The organism is Yersinia similis (assembly GCF_001053095.1).
In the GTDB taxonomy this organism is placed as follows: Bacteria; Pseudomonadota; Gammaproteobacteria; order Enterobacterales; family Enterobacteriaceae; genus Yersinia; species Yersinia similis.
In genome coordinates this window covers 124255-140625 of record NZ_CGBP01000007.1, presented here as the reverse complement: position 1 = coordinate 140625, position 16371 = coordinate 124255, and the positions used below count along the sequence as shown (strand labels likewise).

The following is a 16371-nucleotide window of genomic DNA, read 5'->3' as shown; positions in this document are numbered from 1 at the left end:
TTATAGCGTCGTTTTGTAGCGACAGTTCATTCCGGTTGTCTGGATATCACTCTGTTAGGCGATGGAGATGAATGAAATGCAGTTAAAAAATAAACTTATTGTTTATCAATTGATTAGCAATTTTCGAGTGGGTGTTTGAGATAAAAGGCCTGCCTGCTGCCAGATTTGGCACGCTAAGTGCAATATCTAACATGTAGATGCTCATCCCACTTATTATGACAGCTTAGCCATTAGGGCTAATTTAGCTTCATAAACCCAGGGATGACGCAGAGCCGATTTTAGAGTGCCTATTGTCCATGTAAACGATGTTGAGTATTTTCATCACATACCGGGCATAACGTTGAGTGAGGCACTGATATTGTTGTCTATCGACCTGAAAATTTTAGACACTTGCCCTTTTCGGCAAGTGTTTTTTTTTGCATACACTTCGCACTTCAAGCTGCATGTGCGTTGGCAACGCTCGCTACTTGGCCCGTCCATGGGCCTCATCTGCGGGCTAGCATCAATGTATTAACTTGGTTAGAGTGATGGCTCGCCGTTCTGCCGTAGGGTCAGCAATAACCCCTCACGACGCGCTTGAGCGGCATCCTCAGGGCGATGCAGTTTATCCAAGGCATCTGCCAGCCATGCGTAATCATAGCCATCAGGCCGCTGTGCAAGCGCTGCTTTAAAGGCTTCGCTGGCTTTCTCCCATTCACCGTGTTTCAGCATCAACTGACCCAAGGTACTATTGAGCAACGGTGTGGCCCCATGCTGTTTGATTTGCTGACGCAAAGACTTTTCCAACGGCTCTGGGTTACCTGACTTCAGACGCGGGATCAACAGTACCAGACGTTCATCATATTGGTGTTTCAGGCTGTCCAGAATGATCTTTTGAGCCACATCATGATCATCACATTCAATCAGATGTTCTGCTAATGCGACCTGTAATGGGATCTCATTCCGTACTTTGCGGCTTTGATCTTTCCACCAGCGCTTCAGACCCTCGCTGCCTTCGTCCGCCATACACTGATTCATGATGCCAATATAGGCTTGTTGCTCAAGGGTAGCGACTTCTTCAGGGGTGTGGATCTGTGTTTTACCCATCGCCGGTAAAACGTCCAGTAATGAGCGATAAGCACCGGAGCGCAGGTAAGCTTGTTCAGCCAGACGCAGTACTTCTGGATGTCGTGGTGCTTGATCTAACAAGCGGTCAATACCGTGGCGGGCGGCATGAATATGCCCCTGCGCCAATTGAATACGCACCCTGGTGATATTCACCGGCAGTTGGTCGCCATCGGCAACTTCTGCCGCGCGCTCCAGATATTGATTGGTACGAAATTCATCCCCACGTTGCTGGGCCGCTTCGGCTGCCAGCAGGTAGTTAACCATGGGTTGTTCCGCGTGGTCAGCATTGCGGGTGAGGAGCTTTTCAACTTGCAGAAAATCACCTTCAGCCAGTTTAATCAACGCCGCTTTCATCTGGTTACGGGCGCGGGTACGTTTACGGCCAAGGAACCAGCCACGAGTGCGGGCACCTGTGCGGAAAATACGACGTAGTACCCATTCAATAATAAAGAAAGCCACCAATAACAGGACCAGCATGATGGCTAACCCGGTCACACTGGTTGTAACGTTATAGTTGTCAGTCTGGATCAGCACATAACCCTGATGCCCGGCCAACATCGGGCCAAGCACGATACCCACAGTTAAAATAAGGAATAACAGCAAGACTCGCAGCATATTTATTCCCCCTGAGCATCAACTGGCGTTTGTGCCAGTAAGTTACGGACCCTGGTTTGCATCAATTTTTCCAGCATTGGTTGGCTTTTCAATTGATCAGGTACGTCCATTGAGATAGGTTGCTGGCTCAGATTTTCCAGCTCATCCAAGAACGCTTTGGTACTTGGGTCGTTCACATCAAAATAAGCGCGGACCCACGTAGAAATAGTTTCCAATGACTGCTTATAAACTTCGTCTTGATGGCGGGGGACTGCCTGAGCGGCAACCAGCAGGCGGGAGCGAATGTTTTCTCGCAGATACACGTCCTGATTCGGTGCCAGCAAAGGTTCCGCGCTACTATCACGGCGGCGAATACTAATGAAGTCAGACATAAAGCTGCGCCAGCTTTTGCTCAGATTCTGACGCCATTCAGAGAGTGAACTGGAGAGTTCGTCACTGTTGGCATCCATGGGAGAGTCATCAATATTGTTATCGGCCAAACGCAAGTTATCTACTTGATTAGACAACTGGTTTAACTTGAGGATAATACCGTCAAAGTCCACCTGACTGACGGCAGAGAGTGTGCTGATATCTTCTGTAATCGCGCGGCGGACATCGATAAGACTTGGGTCATTCATATCGGCAAGACTGGCATCGGCGCTTTTCAGTAAGGTGACTGCAGTGGTGACATCTTGATCATTCCACAGCTTGCGCCCGGCCATTTTCACCAAGAAATCAGCCTGAGCTAGCAGCCAGGTTTTGGCATCGTTGCCTGAAATAGTCGCGACTTTTTCTTGTAATTCATTGAGCTGGCGAGTCAGCGAGGCCTGCTGATTTTCTGCCGACTCCAACGCTTTCCCCTGCTGTTGCAGTAAGGACTCCAGTTGCTGTTTTTCCTGCAATAGCGTCTGTTTTAGTGACACCAACTGTTCTTGCAGCGCAATATTCTCTGCATTCTGTAACTGGGCCTGCTGCTGTCCATGATAATAAAGCCCCGCTCCCAACGCTATTACCAAGGCGATAGCAATAACACCCAGAATTGGTCCAGTCCGTTTTTCACGATGGCCTTTTGGTTCTGGCTGTTGGGGCCTCTCAACCGCAGTGGTTGGCTCTTCCACTGGTGCGGATGGGGTATTTTGTTCCGTCATATTGGGCATCCCATAAGTCAGGTTTTAGGTTTATTGAAGGTCTTGTAACGCACGGATCAGTGCGTCATTGTCGGCATTTTCTGCTATCTGGACCTCCGTCCACCCCATTTGGGTGGCTAAGGCCGCTAAACGATCACTCACAACGATTAAACGACAACGCAGTAACCAGGAAGAACGATAGTAATCAGGAACTAAATTATAGATCTGTTGTAACATTTCGCCGCTGGTGACCACCAGAATATCAACACCGGCACGTTGCCAGTGAGCACTTTGTTCGCTGCCATCATAATAGATGGGACTGCGTTGATAGCATTCACAGAAGGTCACGGCCACTCCGCGTTCTGCGAGGGTTGCGCCTAGCAACTCCCGGCCCCCATTGCCGCGCAATAACAGTGCTTTTTTACCGGCTAAATTTTGCAACTGGGGTAATGATAACAGCATTTCACTTGTCTCTCCCATTGGCGGGAAAGCAACATGCAAACGGCTGGCGGTATGCAGTGCTAATGCGGTTGTACGGCCAATAGCATAATAAGATAACTGCACAGGCCATGACAGTTTATTTCTTTTTAACAGCGGGTTAGCGTAGCGGACTGCGTTCTGTGACAAAGCAAAAACCAAGTCTCCAGCCTGCATATCTTGCAATAATTCCGGCAGTTTGGGCAGGTCTCTTCCTGGGGAAAAATCAATCAATGGCGCATGATAGGCAACCCGGCCCAGAGCACGTAGGCGAGTGACTAATTGCTCCCCCGCAGGGGATGGACGGGTTACCAGGATTGTCATCGCGCAGGATTATCCAGATAAACCGTAGCCAGGATTTCCCGTGCGCCGCGTGATAGCAACTCATCGGCAAGTTCAATGCCCATCTGCTCTGCATCCGCCGCAGGGCCACGGCGTTCACCCCGGATCATCTGGCTACCATCGGGTGCTCCCACCAGCGCCCGTAGCCATAAAGTATCACCTTCCAATTCAGCATAGCTACCGATGGGGACTTGGCAGCCCCCTTCAAGGCGAATATTCATTGCCCGCTCTGCACATACCCGTAATTCGGTGTGCCGATGATTCAATGGGGCCAGCAACTGGCGGGTAAGGTCATCATCCAGACGGCATTCGATACCTACGGCACCTTGGCCGACAGCGGGCAGAGACTCCTCCGCTGACATGGCATAGCGAATCCGTGTTTCCAGACCGAGGCGCTTGAGACCCGCGACAGCCAGAATAATGGCCTGATAGTCACCATTATCCAGTTTGGCAAGGCGGGTACCGACGTTGCCCCGTAGATCGCGAATAATCAGGTCCGGTCGCCGTTCGCGTAGCTGACACTGGCGGCGTAGGCTGGAGGTACCGACAACACTGCCCGCTGGGAGATCATCCAGATGGGCATAATGTGACGAGACGAACGCATCACGCGGGTCTTCACGTTCACAAATCGCGACTAAACCCAGCCCTTCGGGGAAGGCAATGGGCACATCTTTCATCGAATGCACGGCAATATCCGCTCTGCCGTCCAGCAGCGCCAGCTCTAACTCTTTGACAAATAGACCCTTACCACCGACTTTGGCCAATGGTGTATCCAAAATGATATCCCCACGGGTGACCATTGGGACTAGTTCTATTTGCAGGCCAGGGTGATTGGCTTGCAATAAATGTTGAACATAATGTGCTTGCCATAAGGCGAGCGGGCTTTGTCGTGTGGCAATTCGAATAATTTTGTCTAACATGCTTGTTACCGTTTTATATTTTACGGCCCATCCTATCACTGACCGGTGAACACTGTCAGTGTGATAGCCGCATGAACAAGGCGGATAAATGCATAAGAAAGCAACTATTGCAATGAATGCATGACTGTAATAAGTGAGTGATTGTAACAAATGTGTGATGAGATTAGTGGGAGAACCCCGTTTCTTTACGCAGCGGCGCGGTGATCAGCGCTTATGACTCCGAGAAACTCATTGGAGCCAGTGATTCGGGCATAAAGAGGCTTTACAATGGTAGAGATAGCTTTACTTTCTTTACGGTTAATCGGCAAGGTGTTAGATTGATCACGTTTCCAGCAATAATTCGCTAAATATTCTTCAAATAAAATGTTTTTTGTGTTTTTCAACAAAAAACGCAAAGCAATAAGCGAATTTGGAACACGGGCTTTTTTTCCAGACACCGGAATAATCAGGCGAGACGTCTTGTACCTCTACATCGAGACACTGAAACAGCGACTGGATGCGATCAACCAATTACGAGTCGATCGCGCTTTGGCGGCCATGGGTCCAGCCTTCCAAAAGGTCTACAGTCTGCTACCGATCCTACTACATTGTCATCATCCGCAGATGCCAGGTTACCTTGATGGTAACGTTCCCCATGGCGTCTGTCTTTTCACACCTAATGAAATACAACAAAATTATATTGCTGATGTTGAAGCTCGGTGGGGCGAACCTCTGGCACCAAGTGCGGGGGGCGAATTGCCTATTACCGGCGTCTATTCCATGGGGAGCACCTCCTCTATTGGGCAGTGCCACACATCGGATTTAGATATCTGGGTGTGCCATCAGGCCTGGCTGGATATTGAAGAGCGTAATCAACTCCAGCAAAAATGTAGCCTGTTGGAAAAATGGGCGGCGTCAATGGGGGTCGAGGTCAGCTTCTTCCTGATTGATGAAAACCGCTTCCGCCATAATGCCAGTGGCAGCTTGGGGGGGGAGGATTGCGGCTCGACTCAACACATCCTGTTATTGGATGAATTTTACCGTAGTGCGGTTCGTCTGGCAGGGAAGCGTATTCTGTGGAATATGGTCCCGGTTAAAGAGGAAGAGCATTACGACGATTACGTGCTGTCACTTTATGCGCAAGGTGTACTGACGCCGAACGAATGGCTCGATCTGGGCGGTTTAAGCACACTGTCAGCAGAAGAGTATTTCGGTGCCAGTTTGTGGCAACTGTATAAAAGTATCGATTCGCCGTATAAAGCGGTGCTTAAAACATTATTGCTGGAAGCTTATTCTTGGGAATACCCAAATTCCCAACTGCTGGCGATGGAAATCAAACAACGCTTGCACGCTGGCGAAATTGTCTCGTTTGGTCTTGATGCTTACTGCATGATGCTTGATCGTGTTACCCGTTATCTGATCCAAATTAATGACACCACCCGTTTAAATCTGGTGCGTCGCTGCTTCTACCTGAAAGTGTGTGAGAAACTGTCTCGCACGCCAGCCAGTACGGGTTGGCGGCGTGAGGTACTCAGCCAATTGGTGAGTGAGTGGGGTTGGAGCAATGAAAAACTGGCAGTGCTGGATAATCGTGCCAACTGGAAGATAGAACGGGTGCGTGAAGCGCATAACGAATTATTAGATGCGATGATGCAGAGCTATCGTAATTTGATCCGCTTTGCCCGCCGTAATAATCTGAGTGTCAGTGCCAGCCCACAGGATATCGGTGTCTTGACCCGTAAGTTGTATGCGGCATTTGAAGCATTGCCGGGTAAAGTCACATTGGTTAACCCGCAAATTTCACCCGATTTATCGGAAGAGCATCTGACATTTATCCATGTCCCAGCGGGCCGTGCTAACCGCCCTGGCTGGTATCTGTATAATCAAGCGCCGTCAATGGATGCTATTGTCAGCCATCAACCGCTTGAATATAACCGCTATCTGAACAAACTGGTCTCTTGGGCTTATTTCAATGGTTTATTGACCAGTAAAACGCACCTGCATATTAAAAGCGCCAATCTGTGTGATACGGTCAAGTTACAGGAGCTGGTGACCGACATTTCGCATCACTTCCCGTTGCGCTTAGCTGCACCAACACCGAAAGCACCGTACAGCCCATGTGAAATTCGCCATTTGGCGATTATCGTCAATTTGGAACATGATCCGACGACGGCCTTCCGTAATCAGGTGGTGCATTTTGATTTCCGTAAACTAGATGTGTTCAGTTTTGGTGAGCAGCAGCAGTGTCTGGTGGGCAGTATCGATTTGTTGTATCGCAACTCATGGAATGAAGTGCGCACCTTGCATTTCAGTGGCGAGCAGGCGGTACTGGAAGCACTGAAAACCATTTTAGGCAAAATGCATCAGGACGCTGCGCCACCGGAATCGGTGGATGTGTTCTGCTACAGCCAGCATTTGCGCGGTTTGATCCGCACCCGTATCCAGCAATTGGTGTCTGAATGTATTGACCTGCGCTTGTCCAGTACTCGTCAGGAACCAGGCCGTTTTAAAGCGGTACGGGTTTCCGGCCAGACGTGGGGCTTGTTCTTTGAGCGCTTGAGTGTCTCGGTACAAAAGTTGGAAAATGCTGTTGAATTTTACGGTGCGATTTCCAATAACAAATTGCATGGGTTATCGGTTCAGGTCGAAACTAACCAAATTCATTTGCCGCCAGTGGTTGATGGCTTTGCCAGTGAAGGGATTATTCAGTTCTTTTTCGAAGGTACCGCTGATGAAAAAGGGTTCAATATTTATATATTGGATGAAGCAAACCGGGTTGAGGTTTATCACCATTGCGAGGGCAGTAAAGAAGAGTTGGTGCGGGATGTCAGCCGGTTCTATTCGTCTTCTCACGATCGCTTTACTTATGGCTCCAGCTTTATCAACTTTAACCTGCCGCAGTTCTACCAAATTGTGCAGTTAGATGGCCGTACTCAGGTGATCCCGTTCCGCAGCAGTACCTTATCGCAGCTGTGCGCTAATATTGCCGGAAAAGAAGCCAGCTTACCGAGCAAACAATGCCAGTTGCATTGATATGGCCTTTAATGGCGCAGGTGTGCGGGATACGGCAAGAACGCTAAAAATCGGTATCAATACCGTTAGACGCACTTTAAAAAACGCTCGCCGAAGCGAATAACGTCCTTGCCAGTCGCTCATGTAGACGTGGCGCTCATCTGTGAACTCGATGAGCAGAGTGGAGTTTTGTCGGCAAAGGCCCGTCAGCACTGGCTCTGGTATGCGTACAATACCAAAACAGGTGGCGTACTGGCCTACACCTTCGGCCCGCGAACTGATGAAACCTGCCGTGAATTGCTGGCACTGTTGACCCCCTTCAATATCGGGATGATAACCAGCGACGACTGGGGTAGTTATCGCCGGGAAGTGCCGAAGGATAAACATCTGAACGGTAAAATATTTACTCAGCGTATTGAACGTAACAACCTGACATTACGAACTCGCATAAAACGTCTGACCCGTAAAACAATCTGCTTTTCACGCTCAATTGAATTGCATGAAAAGGTCATTGGGGCCTTTATCGAAAAATACATATTCTACTCATTGGCGTCATTACCAAGCAAGGGAGCAATATTTGCAATTGTTTATTATCCAATTGATACAGTCTGTTCTGTTCTGTTCTGTTCTGTTCTGTTCTGTAATTTATTTATTTATTTGGTCTAGTGTTTTTCTGAATGCATCAGTTTCTTTCATCTCTTTCTGATAGAAATTACTACCGAGGTGTATTTCTATGGACTCTTCTGGTTTTATATACTGTTATTTCTTAGAGAGAGGAAGGTATGGGATATTATCCAAATCTATTTGGACATGGTCAAGGTTTGTATTCCACCAATAAATGCCATTGAGTTTTGCATTGATCATGGATGATCCGCTTAGGTCTGCATTCATCATGTTTGTGTGACTAATATTAGCACCATTAAAATTAGCACCGCAAAGATTGGTTGACGTTAAATCAGCGCCAGATAAATCAAGGTTACTTAAATTCACTCCGCTGAGATCCATATTTGATAAGAAGAGTGTTATATCTGCACGTTTATTTTGGCATATATTCACTAATATCTCTCTTTTTAATTCTCGAAGAGATTTTTTTCTATCTGGAGTGAGATCTTCTGATATTACTTTCTTTAATACCTTATATTCATCAGTCTGCATAGATTCTTCATTGTTATAAAGAGGTATAGTTAAAAATAATTTGTCATTGAGATTGTTAATAGGGGGCATAGATCTTCTCGCTATAAAAATAGTTAAATTATTTTTCGAAGGAAATAATTTTAATTTTTTTATTCTTATTACGTATCGGTTGATGACCTGATTGGATATTCGGCTAGACTTAAAACGAAAGAATATATTGATATCTATAACCAAGTTACTTCAAGATGCAGGTAGCCAACGTACATGCCGCTTGAAGTATGGCGGGTATATTAATACCAACCGAGTTGCTCGGCTGGTATTGCGATTTTACTCACTGAAACTGACTTTTTCACCCGCCTGTGTGGTCACCGCCTCGGACAATTTGGCAAAAAACTCTTCGCCACTGCGTGAGCAATACCAGTGGCCGTCACGATAATTAAAGTGGTAGCCACCCGCTTTGGTCGCCAGCCATACCTGATGCAAGGGTTCTTGACGGTTAATCACAATCTTGCTGCTATTCTCGAAGGTCAGGGTCATCACCCCGCCATTGGTTTCATAATCGATATCACTATCGCCAGTAAAACCATCCAGTGTCTCTTCAATGTAAAGCATCAATTGATCGGCTAACTGATGAAACTCGCTATCGTTCATATTCAATTCCTATTGCTTTTCATGATCCACCTGCGATTATAGAGAGCTTGGACGCATGAGTGACAGGTTTAATACGATTTACAGGTTTAATACGATTTACAGGTTTAATACAATTTACAGGCGTTAAAAAATGAAAAAAGAACTACGTTGGCCGATGGCTGCAATGATGGTACTTGCACTTGCCGGTTGTGGCCTGAAAGGCCCGTTATATTTTCCACCGGCGGATAAACCCCCGGTCAATGCGGCGCAACAAGAGAGTGGGCAGGTAGAGAAAAACCAGCAGGTTCTGTCTGGTACACAACAGACCCCCCCTAGTGCCGAGCCACAGTGATCTGAAAACCCTGAGTTTGATACCTTAGCGGTGTATGATCTGCAAGACATTAGGCTAAGGTGAGCATGAACACCGCCACATGACATCAGTATCAACGTTAGCCCTGTATCGACGTTAGCCAGTACCGGACTTAGCCAACACCGAATTTAGCCAACAATAAGAATAGTAGTCAGCGGAGTATGATATGCAGTTCTCCAAAATGCACGGTCTTGGCAACGACTTTATGGTTGTTGATGCAGTGACTCAAAATGTTTACTTTTCGCCGGAATTGATCCGCCGATTAGCAGACCGGCACACGGGTGTGGGCTTTGATCAGATGCTGGTAGTTGAGCCGCCCTACGATCCTGAGCTGGATTTTCACTACCGTATTTTTAATGCCGATGGGAGCGAGGTCTCTCAGTGTGGTAATGGTGCACGTTGCTTTGCCCGTTTTGTTCGTTTGAAAGGGCTGACCAATAAGCGCGAGATAAGCGTCAGTACTCAAACTGGCCGTATTATCCTAAGCGTGACAGAAGATGAACAGGTCTGCGTCAATATGGGCGAGCCTGATTTTGATCCGCAAACTGTCCCTTTCCGCGCCGTCAAAGCGGAGAAAACCTATATTTTGCGCGCCGCGGAGCATACGGTGCTGTGTGGCGTGGTGTCGATGGGCAACCCCCATTGTGTGATGCAGGTCGATGATGTTTCGGTTGCCAACGTGGCGTTGCTGGGTCCAGTATTGGAAAACCATGAGCGTTTCCCTGAGCGGGCGAATATCGGCTTTATGCAGGTTGTCAGTCGCGACCATATTCGTTTACGGGTGTATGAGCGTGGGGCGGGTGAAACGCAAGCCTGTGGCAGTGGTGCATGTGCTGCGGTGGCCGTCGGGGTGGTGCAAGAGTTGTTGAACGAAAATGTGCATGTTGAATTGCCGGGCGGCAGTTTACACATCCGTTGGCAGGGACCAGGCCATCCGTTGTATATGACCGGGCCTGCCACCCATGTCTATGACGGATTTATTCATTTATGACGAGTGTTGATACATGGCGAGCGTTAATATATGAAGGGCATTGATATATGAAGAGCATTGATATATGAAGAGTTATGAGGAGCAGGCGTTAGCGGGCATCGAATTAGACGATGATGCAGTGATGCAGTACTTATTGCAAAATCCCGACTTCTTTATCCGCAATGCCCGTTTGGTCGAACAGATGCATATCCCTCATCCGGTCAGAGGCAGTGTCTCGCTGGTGGAGTGGCAGCTAGGACGCCAGCGTAATCAGATAGGCCAGTTGGAAGAGGAGATTACCTTGCTGATGGAACAGGCGGGATTGAATGAAGTGTTGTTCAGCCGTTTGTTACAATTGCAAGCCAATCTGGCGGCGGCAGATAGCTTGCAAGATATGCTCAATCGTCTGCAACGTTGGGCCAGAGACTTCGGGTTGGCTGGTGCTAATATTCGGTTATTCAATGACCGTTGGCAGATTGGCGCACCCTCTGATTTTACCCATTTGGCGCTATCCCGCCACGCGTTCGAACCACTGCGTATTCAGCGGTTAGGTAACCGCCACCATTATCTGGGTAGCCTGAATGGGCCAGAATTATTGCTACTACTGCCTCAGGCCAAGCTGGTGGGGTCTGTAGCGCTGTCACTACTAGGTACGGACGGCGATTTGGGTGTCGTTATTTTTAGCAGCCGCGATGCTCAGCATTATCAACAAGGCATGGGGACGGTGATGCTAAATCAGCTATCCACGTTGCTGCCGGGCCTGCTGGCACGTTGGATCGAGCCGGTATGACCGAGTTCAGTGCCTCACTGACTCCGCAGGTAGAGGCTTTTCTCCGTTATCTCAGTATTGAGCGTCAGCTTAGTCCACTGACGGTCACCAGTTATCGACGTCAGTTGTCTGCACTAATGGAAATAGGTGAACAGATGGGCTTGGCTCACTGGCAGACACTAGATGCCGCTCAGGTTCGTTCGTTGGTCTCCCGCAGCAAACGTGCGGGTTTACATGCTTCAAGCCTGGCATTACGGCTCTCCGCGTTGCGCAGCTTTCTCAATTGGTTGGTCAGCCAGGGCGTGTTGGCAGCGAACCCCGCTAAAGGGGTCAGTACGCCGCGCTCGGGCCGTCATTTGCCGAAAAATATTGATGTTGATGAAGTCGATAAACTGCTGAGTATTGATCTGAACGATCCGCTGGCGGTACGCGACCGGGCGATGCTGGAGGTGATGTACGGTGCGGGTCTGCGTTTATCTGAATTGGTTGGCATGAACTGTAAACATGTAGATCTGGCGAGCGGCGATGTCTGGGTGATGGGGAAGGGCAGTAAAGAGCGCAAGGTGCCGTTAGGTAAAACGGCGGTGACCTGGTTACAGCATTGGCTGGCGTTGCGTGAGTTATTCGAACCGCAGGATGACGCTATTTTTCTGGCCAATACCGGCAAGCGCATTTCAGCCCGTAATGTGCAAAAGCGCTTTGCTGAATGGGGGGTGAAGCAGGGGGTCAGTAGCCATATTCACCCGCATAAATTGCGGCACTCTTTTGCCACGCACATGCTGGAATCCAGCGGTGATCTACGCGCAGTACAAGAGCTACTGGGCCATGCCAATCTGACCACCACGCAAATTTATACACATCTCGACTTTCAACATCTGGCGACAGTGTATGATGCTGCTCATCCACGGGCCAAACGAGGCAAATCCTAATGCATTTTTATCGTCCACTTGAGCGTATTTCCGCTATTACCTTCGATTTGGATGACACGTTGTACGACAATCGGCCAGTGATCACCCGCACTGAGCAGCAGTCTGTGGCTTTTTTACAACAGTATCACCCCAATTTAACCCTGTTGCAGATTGCGGATTTCCAGCGCTTACGTGCTGAGTTATTGGCACAAGATCCCGGTATCTACCACGATGTCACGCAATGGCGTTGGCAGGCGATTGAACTGGGCTTGATGCGCCATGGCCTGAGTAAGGCAGAGGCGCAAGCGGGAGCAGATGCGGCAATGGAAAACTTCACGCTATGGCGCAGCCGTATTGATGTGCCGCAAGCCACGCACGATACACTGAGCGCATTAGCGGAGCATTACCCGCTGGTGGCCATCACTAACGGCAATGCTGATCCTAAAGCTTGCGGGTTGGATCGCTATTTTCAGTTTGTCTTGCGCTCAGGCCCTCATGGTCGCGCCAAGCCATTCCGCGATATGTATCATAAAGCGGCGAATCATTTGGATATTCCGTTAAAACACATTCTGCATGTTGGTGATGACCTAACGACGGATGTTGCCGGTTCGCTGCGCTGTGGTATGCAAGCCTGTTGGATTAACGATAGGCAACAAAACCTGATGACTGCCCGTGATAGCCGTTTACTGCCACATATTGAAATTTCCCAGTTGGCATCCCTGACAGCATTGCTATAATCCCCAGCAATAACCCTGTGTAAATCTACAGTGGAAGGGGGGCAAAATACCGGATACCCGGCATTGTGGCTATTTTCCCTTACCCGATAAACGGTGCCTATGGACGTTTCTGATCTGCTCGACAGCCTGAATGAAAAACAACGTGACGCCGTAGCCGCGCCACGCGGTAACCTGTTGGTACTGGCCGGTGCAGGCAGTGGCAAAACGCGGGTGCTGGTTCACCGTATCGCCTGGCTGTTGTCGGTGGAGAATGCCTCGCCGTATTCGATTATCTCGGTAACTTTTACCAATAAAGCGGCGGCTGAAATGCGCCACCGTATTGAACATCTGATTGGCACCAGTCAAGGCGGGATGTGGATCGGTACTTTCCACGGTTTAGCGCACCGCTTGCTGCGTGCTCACCATCTGGATGCCAATCTGCCACAAGATTTTCAAATCCTTGATAGCGATGACCAACTGCGGTTATTGAAACGCCTGGTCAAAGCACTCAATTTAGATGAGAAACAATGGCCACCGCGCCAGGCGATGTGGTACATCAACGGCAAAAAAGACGAAGGGTTGCGCCCGCAACATATTGAGAGCTACGGTAATCCGGTTGAGGCCACTTGGTTACGTATCTATCAGGCTTACCAGGAAGCGTGCGATCGTGCGGGTTTGGTTGATTTTGCCGAGTTGTTGCTACGGGCACATGAGCTGTGGCTGAACAAACCACATATTCTTAATCATTATCGTGAACGCTTCACCAACATTCTGGTGGATGAGTTTCAGGATACCAACAACATCCAATATGCCTGGATCCGCTTGTTGGCCGGTGAACGTTCCAATGTGATGATCGTTGGCGACGATGACCAGTCAATCTATGGTTGGCGTGGCGCACAGGTTGAGAATATCCAACGTTTCTTGAAGGATTTCCCCGGTGCAGAGACCATCCGTCTGGAGCAGAATTACCGCTCGACCAGCACCATTTTGGCCGCCGCCAATGCCCTGATTGCCAACAATGATGGCCGCATGGGGAAAAATCTGTGGACCGATGGCGCGGAGGGCGAACCTATCTCCCTCTATTGTGCGTTTAACGAGTTAGATGAAGCCCGTTTTGTGGTCAATCGTATTAAAGCCTGGCAGGACAACGGCGGTGCGCTGAATGATTGTGCCATTTTGTACCGCAGCAACGCCCAATCGCGCGTATTAGAAGAAGCATTACTGCAAACGGCGACACCGTACCGTATTTATGGGGGGCAGCGCTTCTTCGACCGCCAGGAAATTAAAGACTCACTGGCTTATCTGCGCCTGATTTCCAATCGTAATGATGACGCCGCGTTTGAACGGGTGGTGAATACACCCACTCGGGGAATTGGCGATCGCACATTGGATGTGGTGCGTCAAACCGCCCGTGACCGCCAGTTAACGCTATGGCAATCAACCCGTGCCATGTTGCAGGAAAAAGTGCTTGCAGGGCGTGCAGCGTCCGCATTACAACGCTTTGTCGAGCTGATCGATTCACTGGCGCGCGAAACGGCGGATATGCCGCTACACGTGCAAACTGATCGCGTTATTCGTGATTCTGGCTTGTGGTCGATGTACGAACAGGAAAAAGGCGAAAAAGGTCAGGCACGTATCGAGAACCTTGAGGAACTGGTTACAGCGACCCGCCAATACAGCTATCAGGATGAAGATCAGGATCTGATGCCGCTACAGGCTTTCTTATCCCATGCCGCGCTGGAAGCCGGAGATGGCCAGGCCGATGCCTATCAGGATGCGGTGCAATTAATGACTCTCCATTCAGCGAAAGGCTTGGAGTTTCCACAGGTATTTATTGTGGGAATGGAAGAAGGGATGTTCCCGAGCCAAATGTCATTGGATGAGGGGGGGCGCCTGGAAGAGGAGCGGCGTTTGGCCTATGTTGGGTTAACTCGTGCAATGCAGAAGCTGACGCTATGTTACGCTGAGAGCCGCCGCCTATACGGTAAAGAGGTCAACCACCGCCCTTCACGCTTTATTGGCGAACTGCCACAGGAGTGTGTCGAAGAGGTTCGGTTACGCGCCAGTGTTTCCCGCCCGGTGAATCACCGCCGAATGGGGACCCCAATGCATGAGAATGACAGCGGTTTCTCACTGGGCCAGCGAGTGCGGCACCCTAAATTTGGTGAGGGTACTATTGTGAATCTGGAAGGTAGCGGTGAGCATAACCGCTTGCAAGTTGCTTTCCCTGGCGAGGGGATTAAGTGGCTGGTCGCGGCCTATGCGCGTCTGGAAGCCGTATAATCTGACATTTGTGGTGGTTGCATTGTCAGTGCGGCCACCTATTTGCTCTTATACTCTCTCTCATTATTCTCACGAGTGAGTCTTGTCTTGAGCCGCCAGTTGGGCATCGGTTTCTGCTTGCAACAAAATGGCCTTGCCCATCCATTGGGTCACATCCTGAATCCCCGCCTCGTCCAGATGCCAAATATCTTTTAGTACCATAAAAACTTCAGAGCCATAGATTAATGAAAAGGCATGGATCACCCGTTGCAAGGCCTCCGGCGCCAACTTCCCTTCCAGTGGCTCGACTGCTAATTTCAGTAATCGTTTCCGGTTCCCACGTATTAACTTCTCTTCATGGCTGTTGTTACTGTTGCCGCTGCGGGTGTCAGCCCATTGCTGTAGCGATAAATGCAGAGCTGCACGTAACACGCCTTCATGTTGCAACATGCGCGGATAAGCAAAGGACAATAATTCGGCAATACGCTGCCGCGTATCCGGTTGGGTGGGCTGCCAAGCCAATATTGGACCGAGGCTCTCATCAACCATAGCTGCAACCAACGCGCTTTGCGTCGGGAAGTAACGGTAAGCAGTAGCACGAGAAAGCTGGGCCGTGCTGGCGACTTCGGTGATTGATGGGAATGCACCACGCTCATACATCGACATCGCGGTATCAATAAGTAACCGCCGGGTTCTGGCTCTAATGGTCGTTAACGATGGAGAGAAACCTTCTTGTTTATCCTGAGTATTCACGGTTGCTCCATGGTTTATAGACTTAATGAGTTTGCTGATCTAATGAATTTATCGATTTAATGAGTCTGTGGACCACATTCGTATACTGATTATATCTGCTTCACTATACCAAACCGCTAGCACAAATCACTATCCATGCGTTTCACTCTGACATGAATTTTGAGACTACCGTCTCATATTCTACATGTGCCCTTTGCGATAATGATACTGCTGTCTCAATATGGTGCTATCTTAATCATTCGGTGCTGTCAGTTGACCCATAAAACGCATCGCTTGAGCCATAAAAAATATCAGTTACCCC

15 protein-coding genes and 1 pseudogene are annotated in these 16371 nt (G+C 49.1%); 8 read left to right on the top strand and 8 right to left on the bottom strand.

What is annotated here, in order from left to right; all coding sequences use genetic code 11:
- Nucleotides 1–519: 519 nt before the first annotated feature.
- The 5 genes from hemY to AC971_RS07735 all read right to left on the bottom strand — a co-directional run bounded on the left by hemY (nucleotide 520) and on the right by AC971_RS07735 (nucleotide 4953).
- Complete coding sequence (gene hemY / locus AC971_RS07755; protein ID WP_038402100.1) at nucleotides 520–1722, bottom strand: protoheme IX biogenesis protein HemY; 1203 nt, start codon at nucleotides 1720–1722, stop codon at nucleotides 520–522.
- A 2-nt stretch (nucleotides 1723–1724) separates the two neighbouring features.
- Nucleotides 1725–2849 carry a uroporphyrinogen-III C-methyltransferase gene (gene hemX, locus AC971_RS07750; RefSeq protein WP_025382142.1) on the bottom strand — a complete coding sequence of 375 codons (1125 nt, stop codon included), beginning with the start codon at nucleotides 2847–2849 and terminating at the stop codon, nucleotides 1725–1727.
- A 30-nt stretch (nucleotides 2850–2879) separates the two neighbouring features.
- Nucleotides 2880–3629: a uroporphyrinogen-III synthase gene (gene hemD / locus AC971_RS07745; protein ID WP_025382143.1), complete on the bottom strand. Its 750-nt coding sequence runs from the start codon at nucleotides 3627–3629 to the stop codon at nucleotides 2880–2882.
- Complete coding sequence (gene hemC, locus AC971_RS07740; protein ID WP_025382144.1) at nucleotides 3626–4567, bottom strand: hydroxymethylbilane synthase; 942 nt, start codon at nucleotides 4565–4567, stop codon at nucleotides 3626–3628. Before hemC ends, hemD begins: the two co-directional genes overlap by 4 nt.
- Before the next feature lie 185 nt (nucleotides 4568–4752).
- Complete coding sequence (locus AC971_RS07735; protein ID WP_002211467.1) at nucleotides 4753–4953, bottom strand: hypothetical protein; 201 nt, start codon at nucleotides 4951–4953, stop codon at nucleotides 4753–4755.
- Nucleotides 4954–5026: 73 nt separating this feature from the next.
- Here AC971_RS07735 and AC971_RS07730 point away from each other — a divergent pair, with 73 nt between their 5' ends.
- Nucleotides 5027–7579, top strand: coding sequence for a class I adenylate cyclase (locus AC971_RS07730; RefSeq protein WP_048677499.1), 2553 nt, complete (start codon nucleotides 5027–5029; stop codon nucleotides 7577–7579).
- Nucleotides 7578–8101 (top strand): annotated as a pseudogene (locus AC971_RS07725) (IS1 family transposase); the annotation flags it as partial. The gene AC971_RS07730 and the pseudogene AC971_RS07725, both read left to right, overlap by 2 nt.
- A gap of 216 nt (nucleotides 8102–8317) precedes the next feature.
- Here AC971_RS07725 and AC971_RS21895 read toward each other — a convergent pair.
- Together AC971_RS21895 and cyaY are read right to left on the bottom strand one after the other, a co-directional pair.
- On the bottom strand, nucleotides 8318–8713 hold the full coding sequence (locus AC971_RS21895; protein ID WP_025382148.1) for a pentapeptide repeat-containing protein: 396 nt from the start codon (nucleotides 8711–8713) through the stop codon (nucleotides 8318–8320).
- A gap of 306 nt (nucleotides 8714–9019) precedes the next feature.
- Nucleotides 9020–9343, bottom strand: a complete 324-nt coding sequence (gene cyaY / locus AC971_RS07715) for an iron donor protein CyaY (RefSeq protein WP_025382149.1) — start codon at nucleotides 9341–9343, stop codon at nucleotides 9020–9022.
- A gap of 130 nt (nucleotides 9344–9473) precedes the next feature.
- Here cyaY and lptM point away from each other — a divergent pair, with 130 nt between their 5' ends.
- From lptM to uvrD, 6 genes are all read left to right on the top strand, one after another.
- Nucleotides 9474–9674: an LPS translocon maturation chaperone LptM gene (lptM, locus tag AC971_RS07710; protein WP_025382150.1), complete on the top strand. Its 201-nt coding sequence runs from the start codon at nucleotides 9474–9476 to the stop codon at nucleotides 9672–9674.
- Nucleotides 9675–9858: 184 nt separating this feature from the next.
- A complete protein-coding gene (dapF, locus tag AC971_RS07705; RefSeq protein ID WP_025382151.1) occupies nucleotides 9859–10683 on the top strand; it encodes a diaminopimelate epimerase in 825 nt (274 codons plus the stop codon).
- 64 nt (nucleotides 10684–10747) lie between these two features.
- Nucleotides 10748–11452: a DUF484 domain-containing protein gene (locus tag AC971_RS07700; RefSeq protein WP_025382152.1), complete on the top strand. Its 705-nt coding sequence runs from the start codon at nucleotides 10748–10750 to the stop codon at nucleotides 11450–11452.
- Nucleotides 11449–12360: a tyrosine recombinase XerC gene (gene xerC / locus AC971_RS07695; protein WP_025382153.1), complete on the top strand. Its 912-nt coding sequence runs from the start codon at nucleotides 11449–11451 to the stop codon at nucleotides 12358–12360. Before AC971_RS07700 ends, xerC begins: the two co-directional genes overlap by 4 nt.
- Nucleotides 12360–13076, top strand: a complete 717-nt coding sequence (gene yigB, locus AC971_RS07690; RefSeq protein WP_025382154.1) for a 5-amino-6-(5-phospho-D-ribitylamino)uracil phosphatase YigB — start codon at nucleotides 12360–12362, stop codon at nucleotides 13074–13076. The genes xerC and yigB overlap by 1 nt, the downstream gene beginning before the upstream one ends.
- Before the next feature lie 99 nt (nucleotides 13077–13175).
- Nucleotides 13176–15338, top strand: coding sequence for a DNA helicase II (gene uvrD, locus AC971_RS07685; protein ID WP_025382155.1), 2163 nt, complete (start codon nucleotides 13176–13178; stop codon nucleotides 15336–15338).
- Nucleotides 15339–15407: 69 nt separating this feature from the next.
- Here uvrD and AC971_RS07680 read toward each other — a convergent pair whose 3' ends face one another.
- Nucleotides 15408–16070, bottom strand: a complete 663-nt coding sequence (locus tag AC971_RS07680) for a TetR/AcrR family transcriptional regulator (protein WP_025382156.1) — start codon at nucleotides 16068–16070, stop codon at nucleotides 15408–15410.
- Between the last annotated feature and the right edge of the window lie 301 nt (nucleotides 16071–16371).